Genomic DNA, 19,035 nt, shown 5'->3' on the forward strand with positions numbered 1-19,035 from the left:
GGCCAACACTGCCGCCATGAGCGAGCAGAAGATCGAGTTTTACAAGGGCCCCGCCGGTGGCTGGGGCGCGTTGCGCAGCGTGACGAATGCGCTGCTGCGGCAGGACATTCCGGTCAAGGGCGCGAAGACGCTGCTCTCGGCCAACCAGCCCGACGGTTTCGACTGCCCCGGCTGCGCCTGGCCCGACCGCAACCATGCCTCGACCTTCGAGTTCTGCGAGAACGGCGTGAAGGCCGTGGCCGCCGAGGCCACCGCGCGCCGCGCGGGCCCGGAGCTGTTCGCGAAGCACACCGTGGCCGAGCTGGCCCGGCAGAGCGATTTCTGGCTCGAGGACCAGGGCCGCCTCACGCACCCCATGGCCTACGACGCGGCGAGCGACAAATACGTGCCGATCGACTGGGACGACGCCTTCGCGCGCATTGCGCGGCACCTGAACGCGCTGCCCGACCCGAACCAGGCCATCTTCTACACCTCGGGCCGCGCGAGCAACGAGGCGGCCTTCCTGTACCAGCTGTTCGTGCGCGAGTACGGCACCAACAATTTCCCCGACTGCTCGAACATGTGCCACGAGCCCAGCGGCAGCGGCATGCGCCCGCAACTGGGCGTGGGCAAGGGCACGGTCACGCTGGAAGACTTCGAGAAGGCCGACGCGATCTTCGTCTTCGGCCAGAACCCGGGCACCAACCACCCGCGCATGCTCGGCGAGCTGCGCGCGGCGTCCAAGCGCGGCGCGCGCATCGTGAGCTTCAATCCGCTGCGCGAGCGCGGGCTGGAGCGCTTTGCCGACCCGCAGGACAAGCTGGAGATGGCGACGCTGGGCTCCACGCCGATCAGCACGCACTACTTCCAGCTGCGCGTGGGCGGCGACTTCGCGGCGGTGAAGGGGATGATGAAGCACGTCATCGAGCGCGAAGACGCGGCGGTGGCGCGCGGCGAACCTTCGGTGCTCGACCACGCATTCATCGCCGAGCACACCCTGGGTTTCGAGGCGCTGGCCGACGACCTGCGCGCCGAATCGTGGCCGCTGCTGGTGCAGGAGTCGGGCCTGAGCGAAGCGCAGATGCGCGCGGCGGCCGACGTGTACCTGGGCGCCAAGCGGGTCATCGCCTGCTGGGGCATGGGCATCACGCAGCACCAGCATTCGGTGGCCACGATCCAGATGATCGGCAACTGGCTCATGCTGTGCGGCCACATGGGCCGCGAAGGCGCGGGCGCCTGCCCGGTGCGCGGCCACAGCAACGTGCAGGGCGACCGCACCATGGGCATCTGGGAAAAGCCGCCGGCCGCGCTGCTCGACCGGCTGCAGCAGGTGTTCGGCTTCGAGCCGCCGCGCCAGAACGGCGTGGACACGGTCGAGGCGATCCAGCTGATGCTCGACGGCAAGGGCAAGGTGTTCTTCGCGCTCGGCGGCAACTTCGCGGCCGCCACGCCCGACACCTACCAGACCTGGAAGGCGCTGCAGCAGTGCGACCTCACGGTGCACGTGACCACCAAGCTCAACCGCAGCCACATCATCCACGGGCGCGAGGCGCTCATCCTGCCGTGCCTGGGCCGCACCGAGATCGACATGCAGGCGAACGGCCCGCAGGGCGTGACGGTCGAGGACTCGATGAGCATGGTCCACATCTCGATGGGCATCAACCCGCCCGCGTCGGAGCACCTGTTGTCCGAGCCCGCCATCGTGGCGCGCCTGGCCGCGGCCACCATCGGCGCGCGCAGCAGGACGCCGTGGCTCTGGCTGGTGGAAGACTACGCCCGCATCCGCGACAAGATCGAAGCCGTGTTCGACGACTTCAAGGACTTCAACGCGCGCGTGGCGCACCCCGGTGGCTTTCGCCTGCGCAACACGGCGAGCGAGCGCGTGTGGGCCACCGCGTCGAAGAAGGCCGTGTTCTTCACGCACGCCGTGCCGCTGGACACGCACGCCCACCGGGCCCGTGCGCGCTTTGCGTCGCAGCGTGACACGCTGGTGTTCACGCTGCTCACCACGCGCTCGCACGACCAGTACAACACCACCATCTACGGCATGGACGACCGCTACCGCGGCGTGTTCGGCCAGCGCCGCGTGGTGTTCATCCACAAAGACGACATCCGCCAGCTCGGCATGAAGGACGGCGACTGGGTCGACATCCAGACCGTGTGGAGCGACGGCCAGGAGCGCCGTGCGGATCGCTTCAAGCTGGTCGCGTACGACATCCCGCGCGGCAACCTCGCGGCCTACTACCCCGAGACGAACCCGCTGGTGCCGCTGTCGTCGGTGGCCGAGAACGCGGGCACGCCGACCTCCAAGTCGATTCCCGTGGTGCTGTCGCTGCATGTGGCGCCGGTCGCGGCGGAGGCCGACGCCGTGGCGGCATGAGCGATTCCGGGTTCGACGCCGACGCTTTTTCCATCGCGATCCTGCGTGCGCTCGCCGAAGCTTCCGGCGAGGGCGGCATGTCGCTGCCGCGCCTGGGCAAGCGGCTGGGGCAGGGCGCGAGCGTGGTCATGCGCCAGCTCACGCTGATGGGCGATGCCGCATTGAGCGGCGTGCGCGGACCGGGCTGGGTGCGCGTGGTGCAGCTGGACGATCGCTGGGTCGCGCACCTCACCGACGCCGGGCGCGCGGTGGTCGACAGCCTGCCGGCTGACGAAAACCGCGCCTGAGCGGACAATGGCCGCGGCCATGACAGACACCCCCGAACCCGACGCCCTGCCACCGCTCGCACGGCATGCCGTGCACGTCTTCGGCGAGCGCGGCCTCGCGCCCGAGGGCGTGGTGCGCGACGACACGCTGGCCGCCGAGGTGCCGGTGGCGCTGGTGTTCAACGGCGTCTCGCACGCCGTGATGATGGCCACGCCGCAAGACCTCGAGGCCTTCGCGCTGGGCTTTGCACTCAGCGAAGGCATCCTCGACAGCGCCGCCGATTGTCGCGGCATCGACGTGCGAACGGTCGAGGCCCTCGATGCGGGCCTGCCCGAGGGCATGCCGGGCATCGAGGTGCAGCTCGAAGTGTCCACGCGCAGCTTCGAACGCCTGAAGGACCGGCGCCGCAGCCTCGCGGGCCGCACCGGCTGCGGCGTGTGCGGCGTCGAAAGCTTCGCGGGGCTCGACCTGTCGCCGCAGCGCGTGCCGCCACGCGACTGGATCGAACGCATCGACCTGGCCACCGTGCTGCGCGCCTTCGCCGCCATGCCGCCGCGCCAGGTGCTCAACGCCGAAGCCGGCGCGATCCACGCGGCAGCCTGGGCCACGGTGGACGGTGAACTCACCGACCTGATGGAAGACGTCGGCCGCCACAACGCGCTCGACAAGCTGCTTGGCGCGCTGGCGCGTGCGAATCGGCTGCAGGAGCCCGGCTTCGTGCTGATGTCCAGCCGCGGCAGCCATGAGCTGGTGCGCAAGTGCGCGCGCCTGGGCATCGCGGCGATGGCGACCATCTCGGCGCCGACCGCGATGGGCGTGCGCATGGCCGAACTCAGCGGCCTGCGCTTCTGGGGGCTGTGCCGCGCGCCGCGCGGCGTGCTTTACGCCGACGGGCTCGGTGCGCCGAGCGCCAGCACCGCGTCGGCCACGGCCTCGATGCCCTGATCCGAGAGGTCGGTCGCCCCCACGCGCTGGCGCTTGGCCCACGCGCGAAAGTGCGTCTCCTGCGACTTCTGGTAGTGCGGGTCATAGTGCAACGACATCAGCTCGGCGAACAGGTGCGGCAGGTCGGCCTCGTGGGCCCACTGCTGCCAGCGCGTCACCGTTTCCTTGCCCTGCAGTTCCTTGAGCACGCCCATCTTCTCGGCGAGCGCCGCGCGGTCGTCGCCCAGGTAGGCGTAGTCGCGCAGCAGGTAGGCCAGCCGCGCCTCGGGCGTGGCCTCCACCTCGATGCACGGCGCGGCGCGCATCTGCGCCACCAGCGACAGCGGCAGCGACAGCCGCCCGATGCGCACGCTCTCGCCCTCGACATACAGCGGGCGCGAGAGGTCGATGGCTTCGAGCACGGTCGCGATGCGCGTCTCGAAGTGCTTCTGCGAAGGCTGCGGCACGCCCGGCAGCGCGCCGAGCAGCGAGCCCTTGTGGTTGGCGAAGGCTTCCAGGTCGAGCACCTGCGCACCGCGTTCGGCCAGCGCGTGCAGCACGCGCGTCTTGGCGCTGCCGGTGGCGCCGCACACCACGCGCAGGTCGAGCTGCGGCGTCAGCGCGTCGAGCTGCGAGATCACGTGCCGGCGAAAGCTCTTGTAGCCGCCCGCAAGCTGCTGCGCGTCCCAGCCCACGAGCCGCAGCCAGGTGACCATCGAGCCGCTGCGCATGCCGCCGCGCCAGCAATAGACCAGCGGCTTCCACTTCTCGGGCCGGTCGGCCAGCGTGTCGCGCAGGTGCGTCGCGATGTTGGCCGCGACCATCGCACCGCCGATGCGGCGCGCCTCGAAGGCGCCAGTCTGCACGTAGACCGTGCCGACGATGTGGCGCTCCTCGTCGTTGAGCACGGGGCAGTTGATGGCGCCGGGGATGTGGTCGAGCGCGAACTCGGCGGGCGAGCGGGCGTCGATGATCGAATCGAAGGCGTGGCGGTCCGCCACCCGGACGGGCTGGCGATGACTCATGGCTGAAGGGACCTCATGCCGCCATTGTCGGCCACTCAGGCGTAGGCAGGACCTAGGCCTTTTCGCAAGCGAGCACTCGCCAAGTCGACAAAGGTGACCAGCACGAACATCGCGATCAGCACCGTCATCGCCTGCTGCTGCTGGAAGATCGACAGGTGGAAGTACAGCAGCTGGCCCAGCCCGCCGCCACCCACGAAGCCCAGCACGGCCGCCATGCGGATGTTCATTTCCCAGCGGTAGAGCGTGTAGGCCACCCACTGCGGCAGCACGATCGGCAGGCTGGCGTAGCTGAAGGCGGCGACCGGGCCGGCGCCCGAGAGCGCCAGCGCCTGCTCGGGCTCGCGCGGTGCGTTCTCCAGCGCTTCGGCAAAGAGACGGCCGAGCACGCCGGTCGTGTGCAGTGCCAGCGCCAGCGCGCCCGCGAACGGCCCGATGCCGGCGGCCAGCACCATCAGCGCGGCCCACACCAGCTCGGGCACGCTGCGCAAGAAGTTGAGCACGAAGCGCGCGCCATGGCGCAGCGGCCCGCCGATGCGCCCCGACGCCGGCAGCGCGAGCACGGCGCCCGCCACGGCGGCCAGTACGGTGCCCAGCGCCGACACGGCCAGTGTCTGCAGCGCGCCGTGGCCGACCTTGGCCAGGAACTCGGGCGACACATCGGGCGGGAAGAACTCGGCGATGAACTTGCCCATGAGCCTGAGCGATTCGGCCGAGCCCAGCGCGCCGTAGTCGATGCCAAGGTAGACGAAGCTCGCGACCACCGCCGCGGCGATCAACGCGACGGCAAGCCAGCAGCGCAGGCACAGCGGGGGGCGTGGCGGCAGCGTCGTCATGCCAGGAGCTTTCGCAGCGCGTTGCTCAGCATGTCGGCCAGCAGCACGAGCGCGAGGAACACCAGCAGGATGCTGCTGGCCTCGCCGCCGTTGAGCATCTTCATCGACTGGTCCATCAGCTGCCCGAGGCCGCCCGCGCCCACGAAACCCATCACCACCGAGGCGCGCACCGCGCATTCCCAGCGGTACACGGTGTACGAGGCCAGCTCCTGCGCCGTGTGCGGCAGCAGGCCGTAGCACAGCGCCGCGAGCCGGCCGCTGCCGCTTTCGAGCAGGGCGCGCGCGGGGCGCGTGTCGGTCGATTCGAGGATCTCGGCGTAGACCTTGCCCAGCATGCCGCCGTAGGTGATGGCCAGCGCCAGCACGCCGGCCGCGGGGCCGAGGCCGAGCGCGCGCACGAACAGCAGCGCCCACACGATCTCGGGAATGGCGCGCAGCACCATCAGCAGCCAGCGCGCTGCTTGGCGGACGATGCCGGCCTGCACGCGGCCGGGGCCGGGCCCGATGCGCGAGATGGACAGCGCGCGCGTGGTCACGAAGCCCAGCGGCGCGCCGATCAGCAGCGCCATGGCCGTGCCGGCCGTGGCCATGGCCAGGGTTTCGAGCGTGGCCTTGGCGAGCAGGGCGAGAAAGGCCGGCGAGCTGTCGGGTGGAAAGAAGCCCGCGAGAAAGCCGCCGATGACCGCGAGGTTGCCGCTGCCGAACAGCGCCCAGGGCTTGAATTCGGAGAGCGCGAGCACCGGCCAGGCGACGGCCAGCGCCGCGAGCCAGGCGGCCAGGCGGCGGCCCGCGTGCGGATCGCGCAGGGCGGGGCGGGCGAGTGTCGCCGTCACGGGCAGTCCGGGCGATGGAAGGCCGGCTCGGCGGTGCCGGCCACCGGCGCGACCGGCAGCGGGCCCTGCGTCGCCACGCCGCCTTCGCTCGCATAGAGCGCCTCGAGCAGCGCGGGCGTCACTTCGGCGGCCGGCAGGTCGAAGGCCACCTGCCCGTCGCGCATGCCCACGATGCGCGGGAACCAGCGCAGCGCCAGGTCGACCGCGTGCAGCGACGCGACCAGCGTGGCACCGGTCGATTCGCTCTGCGCCACCAGCTGGCCCACGGCCGCGTGCGCCAGCGTGGGGTCGAGCGCCGACACCGGCTCGTCCGCCAGCAGCAGTGCGGGGCGCTGGTACAGCACGCGCGCGATGCCCACGCGCTGCAGCTGGCCGCCCGAGAGGCGGTCGCAGCGGTCGAACAGCCGGTCTTCGAGCGCGAGCCGGGCCAGCGCCGCATGCGCGCCCGCGATGTCGGACGGATAGAACAGCGAACCCAGCGCGCGCGGCACCGACCACTGGCCGAGCCGGCCCGCGAGCACGGCCGTGACCACGCGCAGGCGCGGCGCGATCGGCGGGGCCTGGTGCACGGTGCCGATGCGCGCGCGCAGCTGCTTGAGCGCACGCGCCGGCAGCCGCCACGGGTGCTGGCCCAGCGCCTGCACCTGGCCTTCGCCGGGCCGCAGCGCCGCGCCGAGCACGCGCAGCAGCGTGGTCTTGCCCGCGCCCGAGGGCCCGATGACGGCGATGCGCTCGCCGTCGCGCGCGGCCAGCGTCACGCCGGCCAGCGCGCGCTGGCCGTTGGGGTGCACCACGCCCGCGCTGTCGAGCGAAAAACTCATCCGCGCATTCCGCTCACTTGATGAGGCCGGCCGACTTGCCCGCCGTCTCGATGCCGTCGTAGTTCGACGACTTGGTGGGAATGAACTTGCTCGCGCGCTGCAGCGCCATGATCTCCTTGTGCGCCGGGTTGGCCGGGTCCAGCTTCAGGAAGGCGTCGGTCAGCTTCTTCGTCACGGCGGCGTCCAGGCCCGGGCGCACGGTCCAGTTGTAGTCGTAGTAGGTCGGCGTGGTGGCCAGCACGCGCACCTTGGCGGCGTTGGGGTTCTTGGCCTCGACCAGCTTGTCCCACACCGAGGCGTTGAGCACGCCCGCTTCGGCGCGCGAGGCGGCCACGAAGGCCACGGTGGCGTCGTGCGCGCCCGAGAACGCAACGGTCTTGAAGTCCTTCTCGGGGTTGATGCCGGCCTGCAGCAGGAAGTAGCGCGGCATCAGGCTGCCCGAGGTGGACGAGGGCGCGCCGAAGGCAAAGGTCTTGCCCTTCAGGTCGGCCAGCGTCTTGGCGGGGCTGTCGATCGGCACGATGAACTTGCTGGTGAACACCTCGTCTTCCGCGCGCTGCACGATCGGCACCGCGCCACCGTTGGTGCGGATGCGCGCCTGCACGAAGGTGAAGCCGCCCAGCCAGGCCAGGTCGATCTTGTTGGTGGCCAGGCCCTCGACCACGGCGGCGTAGTCGGTCACGGGCGTGAACTGCACGTCCATGCCGGTTTCCTTCTTCAGGTAGTCGCCCAGCGGCGTGAACTTGCGCTGCAGCTCGGTGGGCGCCTCGTCGGGAATGGCCGACACGCGCAGCACGCCCTGGGCGAAGGCGCCCACGGCGGTGAGGGACAGGGCCAGCGCGAGCGCGAGCCGGGACACGGTTTGTTTCGTTTGCATGGTGTGATGACGCGTTCAGTGGAAAAAGAAAAGGGTGTGTCGGGGCACTCGGGCAGACGGCGGTGCGGGCTTCGATAATCGCGGCTTGTTCCATTCGACCGACCTGCCGCCATGATCGAAGCCGCACCTTCCAAGCTCCTGAATCCGTTGGCGCCGCTGCGGCTCACCAGCTTCTCGCATGGGGGCGGCTGCGGCTGCAAGATCGCGCCGGGCGTGCTGTCGCAGATCCTCAAGAACCATGCGGGCGGGCTGATTCCGCCCGAGCTCATGGTCGGCATCGAGACCGCCGACGACGCGGCAGTCTACCGGCTCAACGACGAGCAGGCGCTGATCGCCACCACCGATTTCTTCATGCCCATCGTGGACGACCCCTACGAGTTTGGCCGCATCGCCGCGACCAACGCGATCAGCGACGTCTACGCGATGGGCGGGCGCCCGATCATGGCGCTGGCGCTGGTCGCCATGCCGATCAACCAGCTGCCGGTGGAAGTCATCGCCGAGATCGTGCGCGGCGGGCAGGACGTGTGCCGCGCGGCCGGCATTCCGATCGCGGGCGGCCACACCATCGATTCGGTCGAGCCGATCTACGGGCTGGTCGCGATGGGGCTGGTGCATCCGAAGCGCGTGCGGCGCAACGCCGACGCGCAGGCGGGCGACGTGCTGGTGCTGGGCAAGCCGCTGGGCGTGGGCGTGCTGTCGGCGGCGCTCAAGAAGCAGCAGCTGTCCGAGGCCGGCTACCGCCAGCTGATCGAGAACACGACCAAGCTCAACACGCCCGGCATCGCGCTGTCGGCGCTCGACGGCGTGCATGCGCTGACCGACGTCACCGGTTTCGGCCTGGCCGGCCACGCGCTCGAACTCGCGCGCGGCGCGGGGCTCGCGGCGGTGGTCGAATGGTCGCGCGTGCCGCTGCTGGACAACGTGATCGCCATGGCCGGCGGCGGGCTGGTCACCGGTGCGTCGGGCCGCAACTGGGCGGGCTACGGCGCCGACGTGCAAATGCACGAGGGCCTGCCGGCCACCGCGCAGGCGCTCATGACCGACCCGCAGACCTCGGGCGGCCTGCTCGTGAGCTGCGCGCCCGAGGCGGTCGAGGCGGTGCTGGAGATCTTCCGCAACGAAGGCTTCGGGCAGGCGGCGGTCATCGGCCGCGTGGAAGCTGGCGCGCCGGGCCTCGTCGTGTTGCCCTGAGCCGGGGCGCCGCCGGGCGGGTGGGGTCGTCATCGACACGCGCTCCTTTGTTTTTTCGCATCGTGCGACAGGTCCGCGCAGCGGGCAACACCCCGCAGCCCCTTCATTCAATAACCCTTGAGTCTGCCGGTGCCGGTAGGCGTCAGCTATCGTTCGCGCCATGAACGCTTCCCTTCGCCTTGGCTGGCGCACGCTCTGGCGCGACCTGCGCGCCGGCGAGCTGCGCCTCTTGATCGTGGCCGTGGTGCTGGCCGTGGCCGCGCTCACGGCGGTCGGCTTCTTCGCCGACCGATTGCAGGGCGGGCTGCAGCGCGACGCGCGCCAGCTGCTGGGCGGCGACGCGGTGGTCGTGAGCGACAACCCGACGCCCGAGACCTTCATCGCACAGGCGAAGTCGCTGGGCCTCGCGGGCACCGGCACCTTCGGCTTTCCCACCATGGCGCGGGCCGAGGACGCCCAGGGCGGCGCCAGCAAGCTCGTGGCCCTGAAGGCCGTGACGCCGGGCTACCCGCTGCGCGGCAACCTGCAGACGGCCACCACGGCCGAGGGCGCGGGCACGGTGACGCGCGACGTGCCGGCGTCGGGCGAGGTCTGGGTCGATGCCTCGCTGCTCGACTCGCTGGGCCTGAAGGTTGGCGACACGCTGCTGCTGGGCGACACCGGCCTGCGCGTGGGCCGCGTGATCACGCTCGAGCCCGACCGGGGCGCGGGCTTCATGAGCTTTTCGCCGCGCGTGATGCTCAACCAGGCCGACGTGGCGCGCACCGGCCTCGTGCAGCCGGCCAGCCGCGTGGGCTACCGCTACGCCGTGGCGGGCGACGACGCCGCCGTGAAGCGCTTCACCGAATGGGCCGACGCCACCATCAAGAAGGGCGAGCTGCGCGGCGTGCGGCTCGACTCCTTCGAGGGCGGTCGGCCCGAGATGCGCCAGACGCTGGACCGCGCCGAGAAATTCCTGAGCCTCGTCGCGCTGCTCGCGGCGCTGCTGTCGGCCGTGGCCGTGGCGCTGGCCGCGCGCGGCTTCGCGGCCAGCCACCTCGATGACTGCGCCATGCTGCGCGTGCTGGGCCAGAGCCAGCGCACCATCGCCGCGGCCTACGCCTTCGAGTTCGCCGTGATAGGCACCGTGGCCAGCGCGATCGGCGTGGCCATCGGCTTCGCCGTGCACTATGTGTTCGTGCTGCTGCTGGCGGGGCTGGTCGAGACCGCCTTGCCCGCCGCCACGCTGTGGCCCGTGGCCTTCGGCCTGGGCATGGGGCTCACGCTGCTGTTCGCCTTCGGCCTGCCGCCGGTGCTGCAGCTGGCGCGCGTGCCGCCGCTGCGCGTGATCCGTCGCGACGTGGGCGGGCTCAAGCCTGCGTCGCTCGCCGTGCTCGGCATCGGCGTGGCGGGCTTCGCGGCGCTGCTGATGGCGGCCAGCAGCGACCTCAAGCTGGGGCTCATTGCGGTCGGCGGCTTTGCCGGCGCCGTGGCCGTGTTTGCGCTGCTGAGCTGGCTCGCCGTGAAGGTGCTGCGCCGCAGCGTCAGCGAGACCACCGCGCCGCGCTGGCTGGTGCTGGCCACGCGGCAGATCTCGGCGCGCCCGGCCTACGCCGTGGTGCAGGTCAGTGCGCTGGCCGTGGGCCTGCTGGCGCTGGTGCTGCTCGTGCTGCTGCGCACCGACCTCGTCGCGAGCTGGCGCAAGGCCACGCCGCCCGACGCGCCCAACCGCTTCGTCATCAACGTGATGCCCGAGCAGAGCGATGCGTTCCAGAAGACGCTGCGCGACGCGGGTGTCGCCAAGTTCGACTGGTACCCGATGATCCGCGGACGGCTGGTGGCGATCAACGACAAGCCCGTGACGCCCGACGACTACACCGAGGACCGCGCCAAGCGCCTGGTGGACCGCGAGTTCAACCTGAGCAACAGCACCGAGGCGCCCGCGCACAACAGCGTCACCGCCGGCGCCTGGACGCCCGAGGCGAAGAACGAGGTGAGCGTGGAAGAAGGCCTGGCCCAGACGCTGGGCCTGAAGCTGGGCGACACCTTGCGCTTCGACATCGGCGGCATGCAGAACGACGCGCGCATCACCTCGCTGCGCAAGGTCGACTGGGGCTCGCTGCACGCCAACTTCTTCGTGATGTACACCGTGGCCTCGCTGGCCGACGTGCCCGTGACCTACATGGGCGCCTTCCGCGCCCCCGAGACGCGCGGCTTCGACAACGCGCTGGTGCGCAGCTTCCCCAATGTGACCAACGTCGACATGAGCGCCACCATCAACCAGGTGCAGCGCGTGCTCGACCAGGTGGTGCGCGCGGTCGAATTCCTGTTCGGCTTCACGCTGGCGGCCGGGCTGGTGGTGCTGTTCGCCGCCGTCACCGCCACGCGCGAGGAACGTGCGCGCGAGTTCGCCGTGATGCGCGCCGTGGGCGCACGCGCCAGCCTGCTGCGGCAGGTGCAGCGCGCCGAGCTGGTGGGCGTCGGCCTGCTCGCGGGCTTCCTGGCGAGCATCGTGGCCTCGGTGATCGGCTGGGGGCTGGCGCGCTACGTGTTCGAGTTCACCTGGACCGCGTCGCCGCTCGTGCCGGTGGCCGGCGCGCTGGCCGGTGCGGTGCTCGCGCTGGCGGCGGGGTGGTGGGGCCTGCGTGATGTGCTGCGCCGGCCGGTGGTCGACACGCTGCGCCGCGCGGCCGAGTAGGGCCGCGCAGGCCCGTACAGTTTTTTTCTTCCGCGATCGGCAGGACGGGGCCGGGGATGCAATACATTCCCCGGCCCCGTATTCAATTCAGAAGAGAAATTCCTGCATGCGCTTGGCGTCATTCCAGATCACCAACTATCGCTCGATCCACGACAGCGGCTCCATCGATTCCTCCCAGATCACAGCGATCCTCGGCCGAAATGACAGCGGCAAGTCGAACCTGCTGCGCGCGTTGCACAGCCTGAACCCGACCGACGGGCTCACGGCACTCAGCCCCATCAAGGACTTCCCCCGGCACCGCCGCCTGGACGAATGCACCGACGACACCCCGGTGGTGCACACGCGCTGGGACCTGGACGCCTCCGAACAGCTGGCGCTCGCCGCCATCCTGCCGCGCGCGGCCGGCGTGCGCCAGGTCACGGCCGGGCGCGGCTACGGCGCCACGCGCACGACCGGCTTCGAGGGCCTGGGCCCGCTGTCGATCGACGTGAGCGACATCAAGGCCAAGGTGCGCAAGATCGTGCCCGCCGTGAAGGCCGCGGCCGAGAAGGTCGCCGACGAGCTGAAGGCGTCGCTCGAACAGGAGGCCGACGCCTTCGACGCCGCCATGATCCCGAGCCCCGACTTCGTCAAGTGGTCGGCCGGCGCGCTGCTGGCACTGCAGGCGCTGCGCCAGGCCCTGGCCACGGCCGGCGCCGAGATCGCCGACAAGCAGGCGCAGATGCTGACCGAGCTAGAGGAGTTGGCACGCACGATCGACAACGACCAGCCCGCGCTGGCCCGCGCCCGCGCCTGGGTGCTGGGGAAGCTGCCGCGCTTCATCTACGTCGAGGACTACGCCTCGCTGCCCGGCCGCCAGAACATCGCCGAGTACCTCACGCGCAAGGGCTGGGGCGAGCGCACGGCGGGCGAGCGCAATTTCGAGAAGCTGTGCCAGGTGGCGGGGCTCGACCCGCAGCAGCTGCAGGACCTGCTGGCGAAGAACGACCTGGCGACGCGCAATCAGTTGGTGAACCGGGCCGGTGCCGTCGTGACCGCCGAGATCCGCCGGCTGTGGAAGGACCGCCCGCTCAAGATCCGCTTCAACCTCGACGGGCAGCACCTGGAGACGCTGGTGTCGGACCCGAACGGCGCCTACGAGGTCGAAGTGAACCTCGACGAGCGCAGCCGTGGCTTCCAGTGGTTCTTCTCGTTCTACATCGCGTTCTTCGCTGGCACCCGGGGCGTTGCATCCGGTGAGGTCGTGCTGCTGCTCGACGAGCCCGGGCTGCACCTGCATGCGCGCTCGCAGGCCGACCTGCTCGCGCACCTGGAGAACGACTTCGGCCACCAGATCCTCTACACCACGCACTCGCCGTTCATGGTGCCGGCGCACCGCCCCGACGCCGTGCGCGCGGCCCACATCGACGACGTGACGGGCACCACGGTGCGCGCGGCGACGCCGGAAGATGCGTGCACGCTGTTCCCGCTGGACGCGCTGACGGCACTGTGGGGCCGCACGGCTGCGCCGGTGCAACCGCCGCCGGCCCCCGTGGTGGCTGCGCCAGCCCCTCAACCGGTCGAAGCGCCCGCCCTCGCGGTCGCGGCCTGACGCACCCGCCCCGCCCGCCGTTCAGCGGCGCGGCGGGCGGTTGTCTTTCCCTTCTTCGTCGGCGGTCGCAGTGAACATGTGTTCACTCGCGAAGTCGACAAACGCCCGCACCTTCGGCGACAACTGCCGGCTCGACGGCCACAGCGCCGAGAACTGCCCCTGCCGCACGAGGTGCGCGGCGAGCACGCGCTGCAGCTCGCCACGGCGCAGCGCGTCGCGCGCCAGAAAGTCGGGCATGTACGCAATGCCCAGGCCCGCGACGGCGGCGCCCAGCATGGCTTCCATGTTGTTGCAGACCAGGCCCGGCGGCAGCTGGGGTGGCAGGCCGGGCAGGTCCCAGTCCTCGATCTTTCCGCCGGTCACGAACTTGTAGCGCAGGCAGTTGTGGCGGGCGAGGTCTGCCGGCACCTGCGGCACGCCGTGCCGTGCCAGGTAGGCTGGCGAGGCCGCAAGCACGAAGCTGAACGGGCCGAGCCGGCGTGCCACGAGCTGCGAATCGACCAGCTCGCCGCTGCGGATCGCCACGTCGACACCCTCGGCCACCACGTCGACCAGCCGGTCGTTGAAGTCGAGGTCGAGCTCGATCTCGGGAAAGCGTGCCCTGAACGCCGGCAGGATCGGCAGCAGAAAGCGGTAGCCGATGGTCGGCAGGCTCACGCGCAGGCGGCCGCGCGGCGTGGCGACGGCGTCCTGCAGCATGGCGCGCGCATCGCCGAGCTCGTCGAGGATGCGGCGGCAGCGCTCGTGGAACATCGCGCCCTCGGCCGTGAGCCGCACCTGCCGCGTGGTGCGGTGGAACAGCCGCACGCCCATCTGCGCCTCGAGCCGCGCCACGTTCTTGCCCACGGCCGAGGCCGAGATGCCCAGGTCGCGGCCCGCCCGCGCAAAGCTCTGCAGGTCGGCCGCCCGCACGAAGGATTCGAGTCCGCTGAAGCTGTCCATGGGCTTGATTGGCAACCTGGGGTTGGCAGTGTGAGGAGCTGAGGGCCCATTTTCGTTTCATTGAATCCTTTTTATCTTCGCTTCACGCATTTCCCTTTTCCTTCTCCCGCGTGAAAGCCCTCCCGATGTCCTCCTCCGATTCCCACAAGGCCTGGCTGCTCGCCGCCGTCTGCCTGGCCGCGCTCGGCATGCCGCTGAGCTTCACCGGCCCGGCCGTGGTGCTGCCCGCGATCCGCGACGCGCTGGGCGGCACGCCGGTGCAGCTCAACTGGGTGACCAACGCCTTCATGCTGAGCTTCGGCGCCACGCTGATGGCGGCCGGCGCGCTGGCCGATGCCTACGGGCGCAAGCGCGTCTTCCTGCTGGGCCTGGCGGTGGTGGCGCTGAGCAGTGCGCTGCTGACGCTGGCGCCGGGCATCGTCGCCTTCGACCTCGCGCGCGCCGTGCAGGGGCTGGGCTCGGCGGCGGCCTTCGCGGCGGGCACGGCGGCGCTGGCGCAGGTGTTCGACGGGCCGGCGCGGTTGCGGGCGTTCAGCCTCATCGGCACCTCGTTCGGCGTGGGGCTGTCGTGCGGATCGATCCTCTCGGGCTGGCTGGCCGACACCGTCGGCTGGCATGCCGTGATGCTGAGCCCCGGCGCCGTGAGCCTCGTCGCGCTGTGCCTGGCCGCGCCGCGCATGCGCGAGTCGCGCAACCCGCAGGCGATGGGGCTGGACGTGCCGGGCACGCTGAGCTTCACGGCCGCGCTGAGCCTGCTCACGCTGGGCGTGCTGCAGGCGCCCGACAGCGGCTGGGGCAGCCCGTGGGTGCTCGCGGCGCTGGCCGGCGCGCTGGCCATGGGCGTGGCCTTCATCGCCATCGAGCGGCGCGTGGCGCATCCGATGCTCGACCTGTCGCTGTTCCGCTTTCCGCGCTTCGTCGGCGTGCAGCTACTGGCCGCGGCGCCGGCCTACGGCTTTGTCGTGCTGCTGGTGCTGCTGCCGATCCGCTTCATCGGGCTCGAAGGGCGCAGCGCGCTGGAGGCGGGCGGCTTCATGTTCGCGCTGTCGGGGCCGATCCTCATCGTGCCGACGGTGGCGGCATGGCTCGCGCACCGCTTCTCGGCGGGCGTGATCTCGGCCGCGGGATTGTTGGTGTGCGCAGCGGGGCTCGTGTGGCTCAGCCGCTGCGCGCCGGGCACGCCTTTGCACGGCCTCGTGGGCCCGCTGCTGCTGATCGGCGCGGGCATCGGCCTGCCGTGGGGACTGATGGACGGCCTGGCCGTGAGCGTGGTGCCGCGCGAGCGGGCGGGCATGGCGTCGGGCATCTTCAACACGGTGCGCGTCGCGGGGGAAGGCATCGCGCTGGCGCTGGTGGGGGCGGGGCTCACGGCGCTCGTGGCGCTGCAGCTGAAGGCGTCGTCGTCGCCTCCGTCCGTGGCGGTGTCGCAGGCGGCGCAGCGCGTGGCGACGGGCGACCTGGCGCAGGCGCTGGCCTTGCTGCCGGGCATGGACCGCGCGGGGCTGCTGCGCGCGTATGGCGCCGCGTTCGGGACGCTGCTGTGCGTGCTGGCCGGGGTGACGGTGTTGACGGCGGTGGTGGTGTTTGTATTCCTGCGCGGCGATGCATCCGCGCGAGGCCACGCTGAAGCGCTCGGCCAGAACGCCTGAGTCACCTCACCCCGCACCCGATGAGGTGCTTTCATGGACACGTCATGCGTCGTTGCCAGCATCCCCGCTCGATCAACAGGAGCGGAGTGCGAGATGGTGATGAACAACAGTCGACGGGTCGTGGGAGCAGCTGCCACGGTGATTGCAGCCTGCGTGATGGCCGCATGCGGTGGCGGTGGGGGCGGCGGTGTCGCGTTCCCGCCGATCGCCGTGGTGCCGCCGCCGGCGCCAGCCCCCGCGCCCGCGCCGCAGGGCAAGGCGATCGACCTCACGATCCTGCACATCGACGACCACCACTCCAACCTCGAAGCCAAGGACAAGACGCTGCAGCTGAACACGGGCGGCGGCGCGCCGGTGGCGGTCACGGTCAATGCGGCGGGCTTTCCGCGCGTCACCGCGGCGATCCAGGCGCTGGCCGCGCAGTCGCCGAACGTGCTGAAGCTGCACGCCGGCGACGCGCTCACCGGCACCCTGTACTTCAACCGCGCGGGCGCCGACGGCGAGGCCGATGCGGCGCTGATGAATACCGTGTGCTTCGACGCCTTCACGCTGGGCAACCACGAGTTCGACAAGGGCGACACCGGCCTGAAGGGTTTTCTCGATCTGCTGCGCAAGGGCAGCTGCCAGACGCCGGTGCTCAGCGCCAACGTGAACTTCGGCGCCCCATCGGCGCTGCATCCGTCGAAGGCGCCCGGCTACGTGAAGCGTTCCACGGTGCTCGAGCGCGGCGGCGAGAAGATCGGCCTGGTCGGCCTGACCATCGCGGGCAAGACCAAGGCCTCGTCCAGCCCCGACCCCGACACCACCTTCGAGGACGAGACCGTCGCCGCCCAGCGCGAGATCGACCTGTTGCGCGCCCAGGGCGTGAACAAGATCGTCGTCATGAGCCATATCGGCTACGAATACGACAAGCAGGTGGCGTCGCGCCTGGGCGGCGTTGACGTCGTGGTGGGCGGTGACTCGCACACGCTCATCGGCCCCGACGCGCTCACCCGCTATGGCGTGGGTTCGCCGGCCGGCGCCTACCCCACGGCGCTGACCGACAAGGACGGCAAGAAGGTCTGCCTGGTCCACGCCTGGGAGTACAGCCAGGTCGTCGGCGAGCTGAAGGTGAGTTTCGACGAGAAGGGCGACGTCACGGCCTGCAGCGGCACGCCGCACGTGCTGATCGGCGACGACTTCCGCGTCGGCGGCAAGGCCGTCGATGCCAACCAGCGCAGCGCCCTCCTGGCCGACGTGGCGGCCAGCGGCTTCCTGCGCGTGACCACGCCCGACCCCACGGCCACCGCCGTGCTGCAGCCCTTCAAGGACAAGGTGGCGGTGTTCAACACCACGCTGGTGGCCACCGTGACCGAAGAGCTGTGCTCGCGCCGCGTGCCCGGCGGCACGGGCACCGTCGACTACTCGCGTTCCAGCGTCTCGTGCAACGCGCTGGGCAGCGTGAGCCTGCGCGGTGGCGACATCCAGCAGATGGCGGCGCAGGCCTATCTGGAGATCGGCCACAGCAAGTACGGCGGCGCCGACATCTCGCTGCAAAGCGGCGGCGGCGCGCGCATTCCGCTGGTGCCGGGCAACGTCACGGCGGCGAGCGTGATCCAGGTGCTGCCCTTCGGCAACATGCTGTTCCGCCTCGACGTCACCGGCCGCGAGGTCAAGGGCATGCTCGAAGACGGCCTGCAGGCCGTGTACGGCCCGGGCGGTTCCACCGGCCCGTACCCCTACACCGGCGGCCTGCGCTTCGACGTCGACGCCACGCAGGCCAACGGCCAGCGCGCCAGCAACATCGAGGTGCGCGCGCCTGGCACCGGCGTGTGGGGCCCGCTCGACCTGGACAAGACCTACAAGCTGTTCGTGCTGAGCTTCAACGCCAGCGGCGGCGATGGCTACAAGACGCTGGCCGCCGTGCCCGCGGCGCGGCGCCTGGACATCGGCGTGCTCGATGCCGACGTGTTCTTCAACTACATCGAGTCCAAGCCCAAGGACGTCGGCTCGGGCCTGTCGCTGTTGCAGAAGCTGCCAGTCGAGCTGTACAGCACCAAGTCGTACAAGGCGCCTTGAGTCGTGCTCAGCCTTGCGCGGTGTCCTCTGCGAAGAGACCGCGCAGCCACTGCGTGAACACCCGCACGCGCGACGACAGCTGCCGGTTCTGCGGATACAGCACCGAGACCGGCATCGGCGGCGGCGCGAAGCCCGGCAGCACCGCCTGCAGGCGCCCGTCCGCCAGCTCGGCCGCCACGCGGTAGCGCGGCACCTGCACCAGCCCGAGGCCCATGATGGCGGCGCCCGTGTACAGGTCGGCGCCTGTGACTGACACGGTGGCGGCCAGCTGCACGGGGCGCACCTGACCGTCGACCGTGAACTCGAGCGGCAGCGCCTTGCCCGTGCTGCTCGACACGTAGTGCACCGCGCGGTGCGAGGCCAGTGCCGCGAGGTCGACGGGCTCGCCGTGCGCCGCGAGGTAGCCGGGGCTCGCGACCGTCACCTGCGGCAGCAGCGCCACGCGCTGCGCGACCAGTGACGAGTCCTGCAGCGGGCCGGCGCGCAGCACGCAGTCGACGCCTTCGCGCACCAGGTCGACCAGCCGGTCGTCCTCGCCGATGTGCAGCTGCAGGCCCGGATGGCGGGCGAGGAAGGCGGGCAGCGCCGGCACCACGAAGTGCCGCGCCAGCGTGCCCTGCAGGTTCACGCGCAGCAGGCCCTGGGGCGCCGCGTGGGTGAAGGCGCCCTCGGCCTCTTCCACGTCCGCCAGCAGCCGCACGCAGCGCTGGTAGTGGGCCTCGCCGTCCTGCGTGAGGCGCACGGTGCGCGTGGTGCGCTCGAGCAGCCGGGCGCCCAGGCGCGATTCGAGCCGCTGCATCAGCGTGGTGAGGGTGGCGCGCGGAATCTGCAGGTCGTCCGAGGCCTGCGTGAAGCTCTGGCGCTCGGCGATGCGCACGAAGGCCTGCATTTCCTGGAAGCGGTCCATGGGGTTGCCCTTCGTGCCTATTGTTTAAGTAAATGGAATTTTATTGACGATTTGGCGCTGATTATCTTTTGGATGGAATGG

15 protein-coding genes are annotated in these 19,035 nt (G+C 70.9%); 8 read left to right on the forward strand and 7 right to left on the reverse strand.

Translation table 11 applies throughout. From position 1 onward, the window contains the following. The first annotated feature begins 16 nt into the window (after positions 1 to 16). From AC07OH_RS14205 to fdhD, 3 genes are read left to right on the forward strand one after another with little or no spacing between them, the layout of a single operon-like run. A complete protein-coding gene (locus AC07OH_RS14205) occupies positions 17 to 2,359 on the forward strand; it encodes an FdhF/YdeP family oxidoreductase (protein ID WP_495301097.1) in 2,343 nt (780 codons plus the stop codon). Continuing rightward, complete coding sequence (locus AC07OH_RS14210) at positions 2,356 to 2,646, forward strand: hypothetical protein (protein WP_495301098.1); 291 nt, start codon at positions 2,356 to 2,358, stop codon at positions 2,644 to 2,646. The genes AC07OH_RS14205 and AC07OH_RS14210 overlap by 4 nt, the downstream gene beginning before the upstream one ends. A 19-nt stretch (positions 2,647 to 2,665) precedes the next feature. Then, on the forward strand, positions 2,666 to 3,571 hold the full coding sequence (gene fdhD / locus AC07OH_RS14215) for a formate dehydrogenase accessory sulfurtransferase FdhD (RefSeq protein WP_492677318.1): 906 nt from the start codon (positions 2,666 to 2,668) through the stop codon (positions 3,569 to 3,571). Here fdhD and mnmH read toward each other — a convergent pair. Genes mnmH through AC07OH_RS14240 form a run of 5 tightly spaced genes read right to left on the reverse strand, consistent with a single transcriptional unit; the run spans position 3,508 to position 7,939 of the window. Continuing rightward, positions 3,508 to 4,575 carry a tRNA 2-selenouridine(34) synthase MnmH gene (gene mnmH / locus AC07OH_RS14220; RefSeq protein WP_495301099.1) on the reverse strand — a complete coding sequence of 356 codons (1,068 nt, stop codon included), beginning with the start codon at positions 4,573 to 4,575 and terminating at the stop codon, positions 3,508 to 3,510. The genes fdhD and mnmH overlap by 64 nt on opposite strands. A 35-nt stretch (positions 4,576 to 4,610) precedes the next feature. Then, complete coding sequence (gene phnE, locus AC07OH_RS14225; RefSeq protein ID WP_495301100.1) at positions 4,611 to 5,408, reverse strand: phosphonate ABC transporter, permease protein PhnE; 798 nt, start codon at positions 5,406 to 5,408, stop codon at positions 4,611 to 4,613. Then, positions 5,405 to 6,241 (reverse strand): PhnE/PtxC family ABC transporter permease, encoded by an 837-nt coding sequence (locus tag AC07OH_RS14230; protein WP_492677320.1) that lies wholly within the window; start codon positions 6,239 to 6,241, stop codon positions 5,405 to 5,407. The genes phnE and AC07OH_RS14230 overlap by 4 nt, the downstream gene beginning before the upstream one ends. After that, positions 6,238 to 7,062: a phosphonate ABC transporter ATP-binding protein gene (locus AC07OH_RS14235; RefSeq protein WP_495301101.1), complete on the reverse strand. Its 825-nt coding sequence runs from the start codon at positions 7,060 to 7,062 to the stop codon at positions 6,238 to 6,240. Before AC07OH_RS14235 ends, AC07OH_RS14230 begins: the two co-directional genes overlap by 4 nt. A gap of 13 nt (positions 7,063 to 7,075) precedes the next feature. Continuing rightward, positions 7,076 to 7,939 carry a putative selenate ABC transporter substrate-binding protein gene (locus AC07OH_RS14240; protein ID WP_062469048.1) on the reverse strand — a complete coding sequence of 288 codons (864 nt, stop codon included), beginning with the start codon at positions 7,937 to 7,939 and terminating at the stop codon, positions 7,076 to 7,078. A 111-nt stretch (positions 7,940 to 8,050) separates the two neighbouring features. Between AC07OH_RS14240 and selD the strand changes: the two genes are divergently transcribed. The 3 genes from selD to AC07OH_RS14255 all read left to right on the forward strand — a co-directional run bounded on the left by selD (position 8,051) and on the right by AC07OH_RS14255 (position 13,398). Then, positions 8,051 to 9,130, forward strand: a complete 1,080-nt coding sequence (selD, locus tag AC07OH_RS14245; RefSeq protein ID WP_495301102.1) for a selenide, water dikinase SelD — start codon at positions 8,051 to 8,053, stop codon at positions 9,128 to 9,130. 160 nt (positions 9,131 to 9,290) lie between these two features. Then, positions 9,291 to 11,807: an ABC transporter permease gene (locus AC07OH_RS14250; protein WP_495301103.1), complete on the forward strand. Its 2,517-nt coding sequence runs from the start codon at positions 9,291 to 9,293 to the stop codon at positions 11,805 to 11,807. A gap of 106 nt (positions 11,808 to 11,913) precedes the next feature. Next, positions 11,914 to 13,398, forward strand: coding sequence for an AAA family ATPase (locus AC07OH_RS14255; protein ID WP_495301104.1), 1,485 nt, complete (start codon positions 11,914 to 11,916; stop codon positions 13,396 to 13,398). 21 nt (positions 13,399 to 13,419) lie between these two features. On the opposite strand, the gene AC07OH_RS14260 is transcribed toward AC07OH_RS14255, so the two are convergent. Beyond that, a complete protein-coding gene (locus AC07OH_RS14260) occupies positions 13,420 to 14,340 on the reverse strand; it encodes a LysR family transcriptional regulator (protein ID WP_495301105.1) in 921 nt (306 codons plus the stop codon). Between the two features lie 125 nt (positions 14,341 to 14,465). Here AC07OH_RS14260 and AC07OH_RS14265 point away from each other — a divergent pair, with 125 nt between their 5' ends. Next, positions 14,466 to 15,989: an MFS transporter gene (locus AC07OH_RS14265; protein ID WP_495301106.1), complete on the forward strand. Its 1,524-nt coding sequence runs from the start codon at positions 14,466 to 14,468 to the stop codon at positions 15,987 to 15,989. Positions 15,990 to 16,088: 99 nt separating this feature from the next. Next, positions 16,089 to 18,047 carry a bifunctional metallophosphatase/5'-nucleotidase gene (locus AC07OH_RS14270; RefSeq protein WP_495301107.1) on the forward strand — a complete coding sequence of 653 codons (1,959 nt, stop codon included), beginning with the start codon at positions 16,089 to 16,091 and terminating at the stop codon, positions 18,045 to 18,047. Between the two features lie 7 nt (positions 18,048 to 18,054). Here AC07OH_RS14270 and AC07OH_RS14275 read toward each other — a convergent pair whose 3' ends face one another. Beyond that, positions 18,055 to 18,954 (reverse strand): LysR family transcriptional regulator, encoded by a 900-nt coding sequence (locus tag AC07OH_RS14275; protein ID WP_495301108.1) that lies wholly within the window; start codon positions 18,952 to 18,954, stop codon positions 18,055 to 18,057. Positions 18,955 to 19,035 lie beyond the last annotated feature (81 nt).

The organism is Variovorax sp. GW821-FHT10C12 (assembly GCF_059415405.1).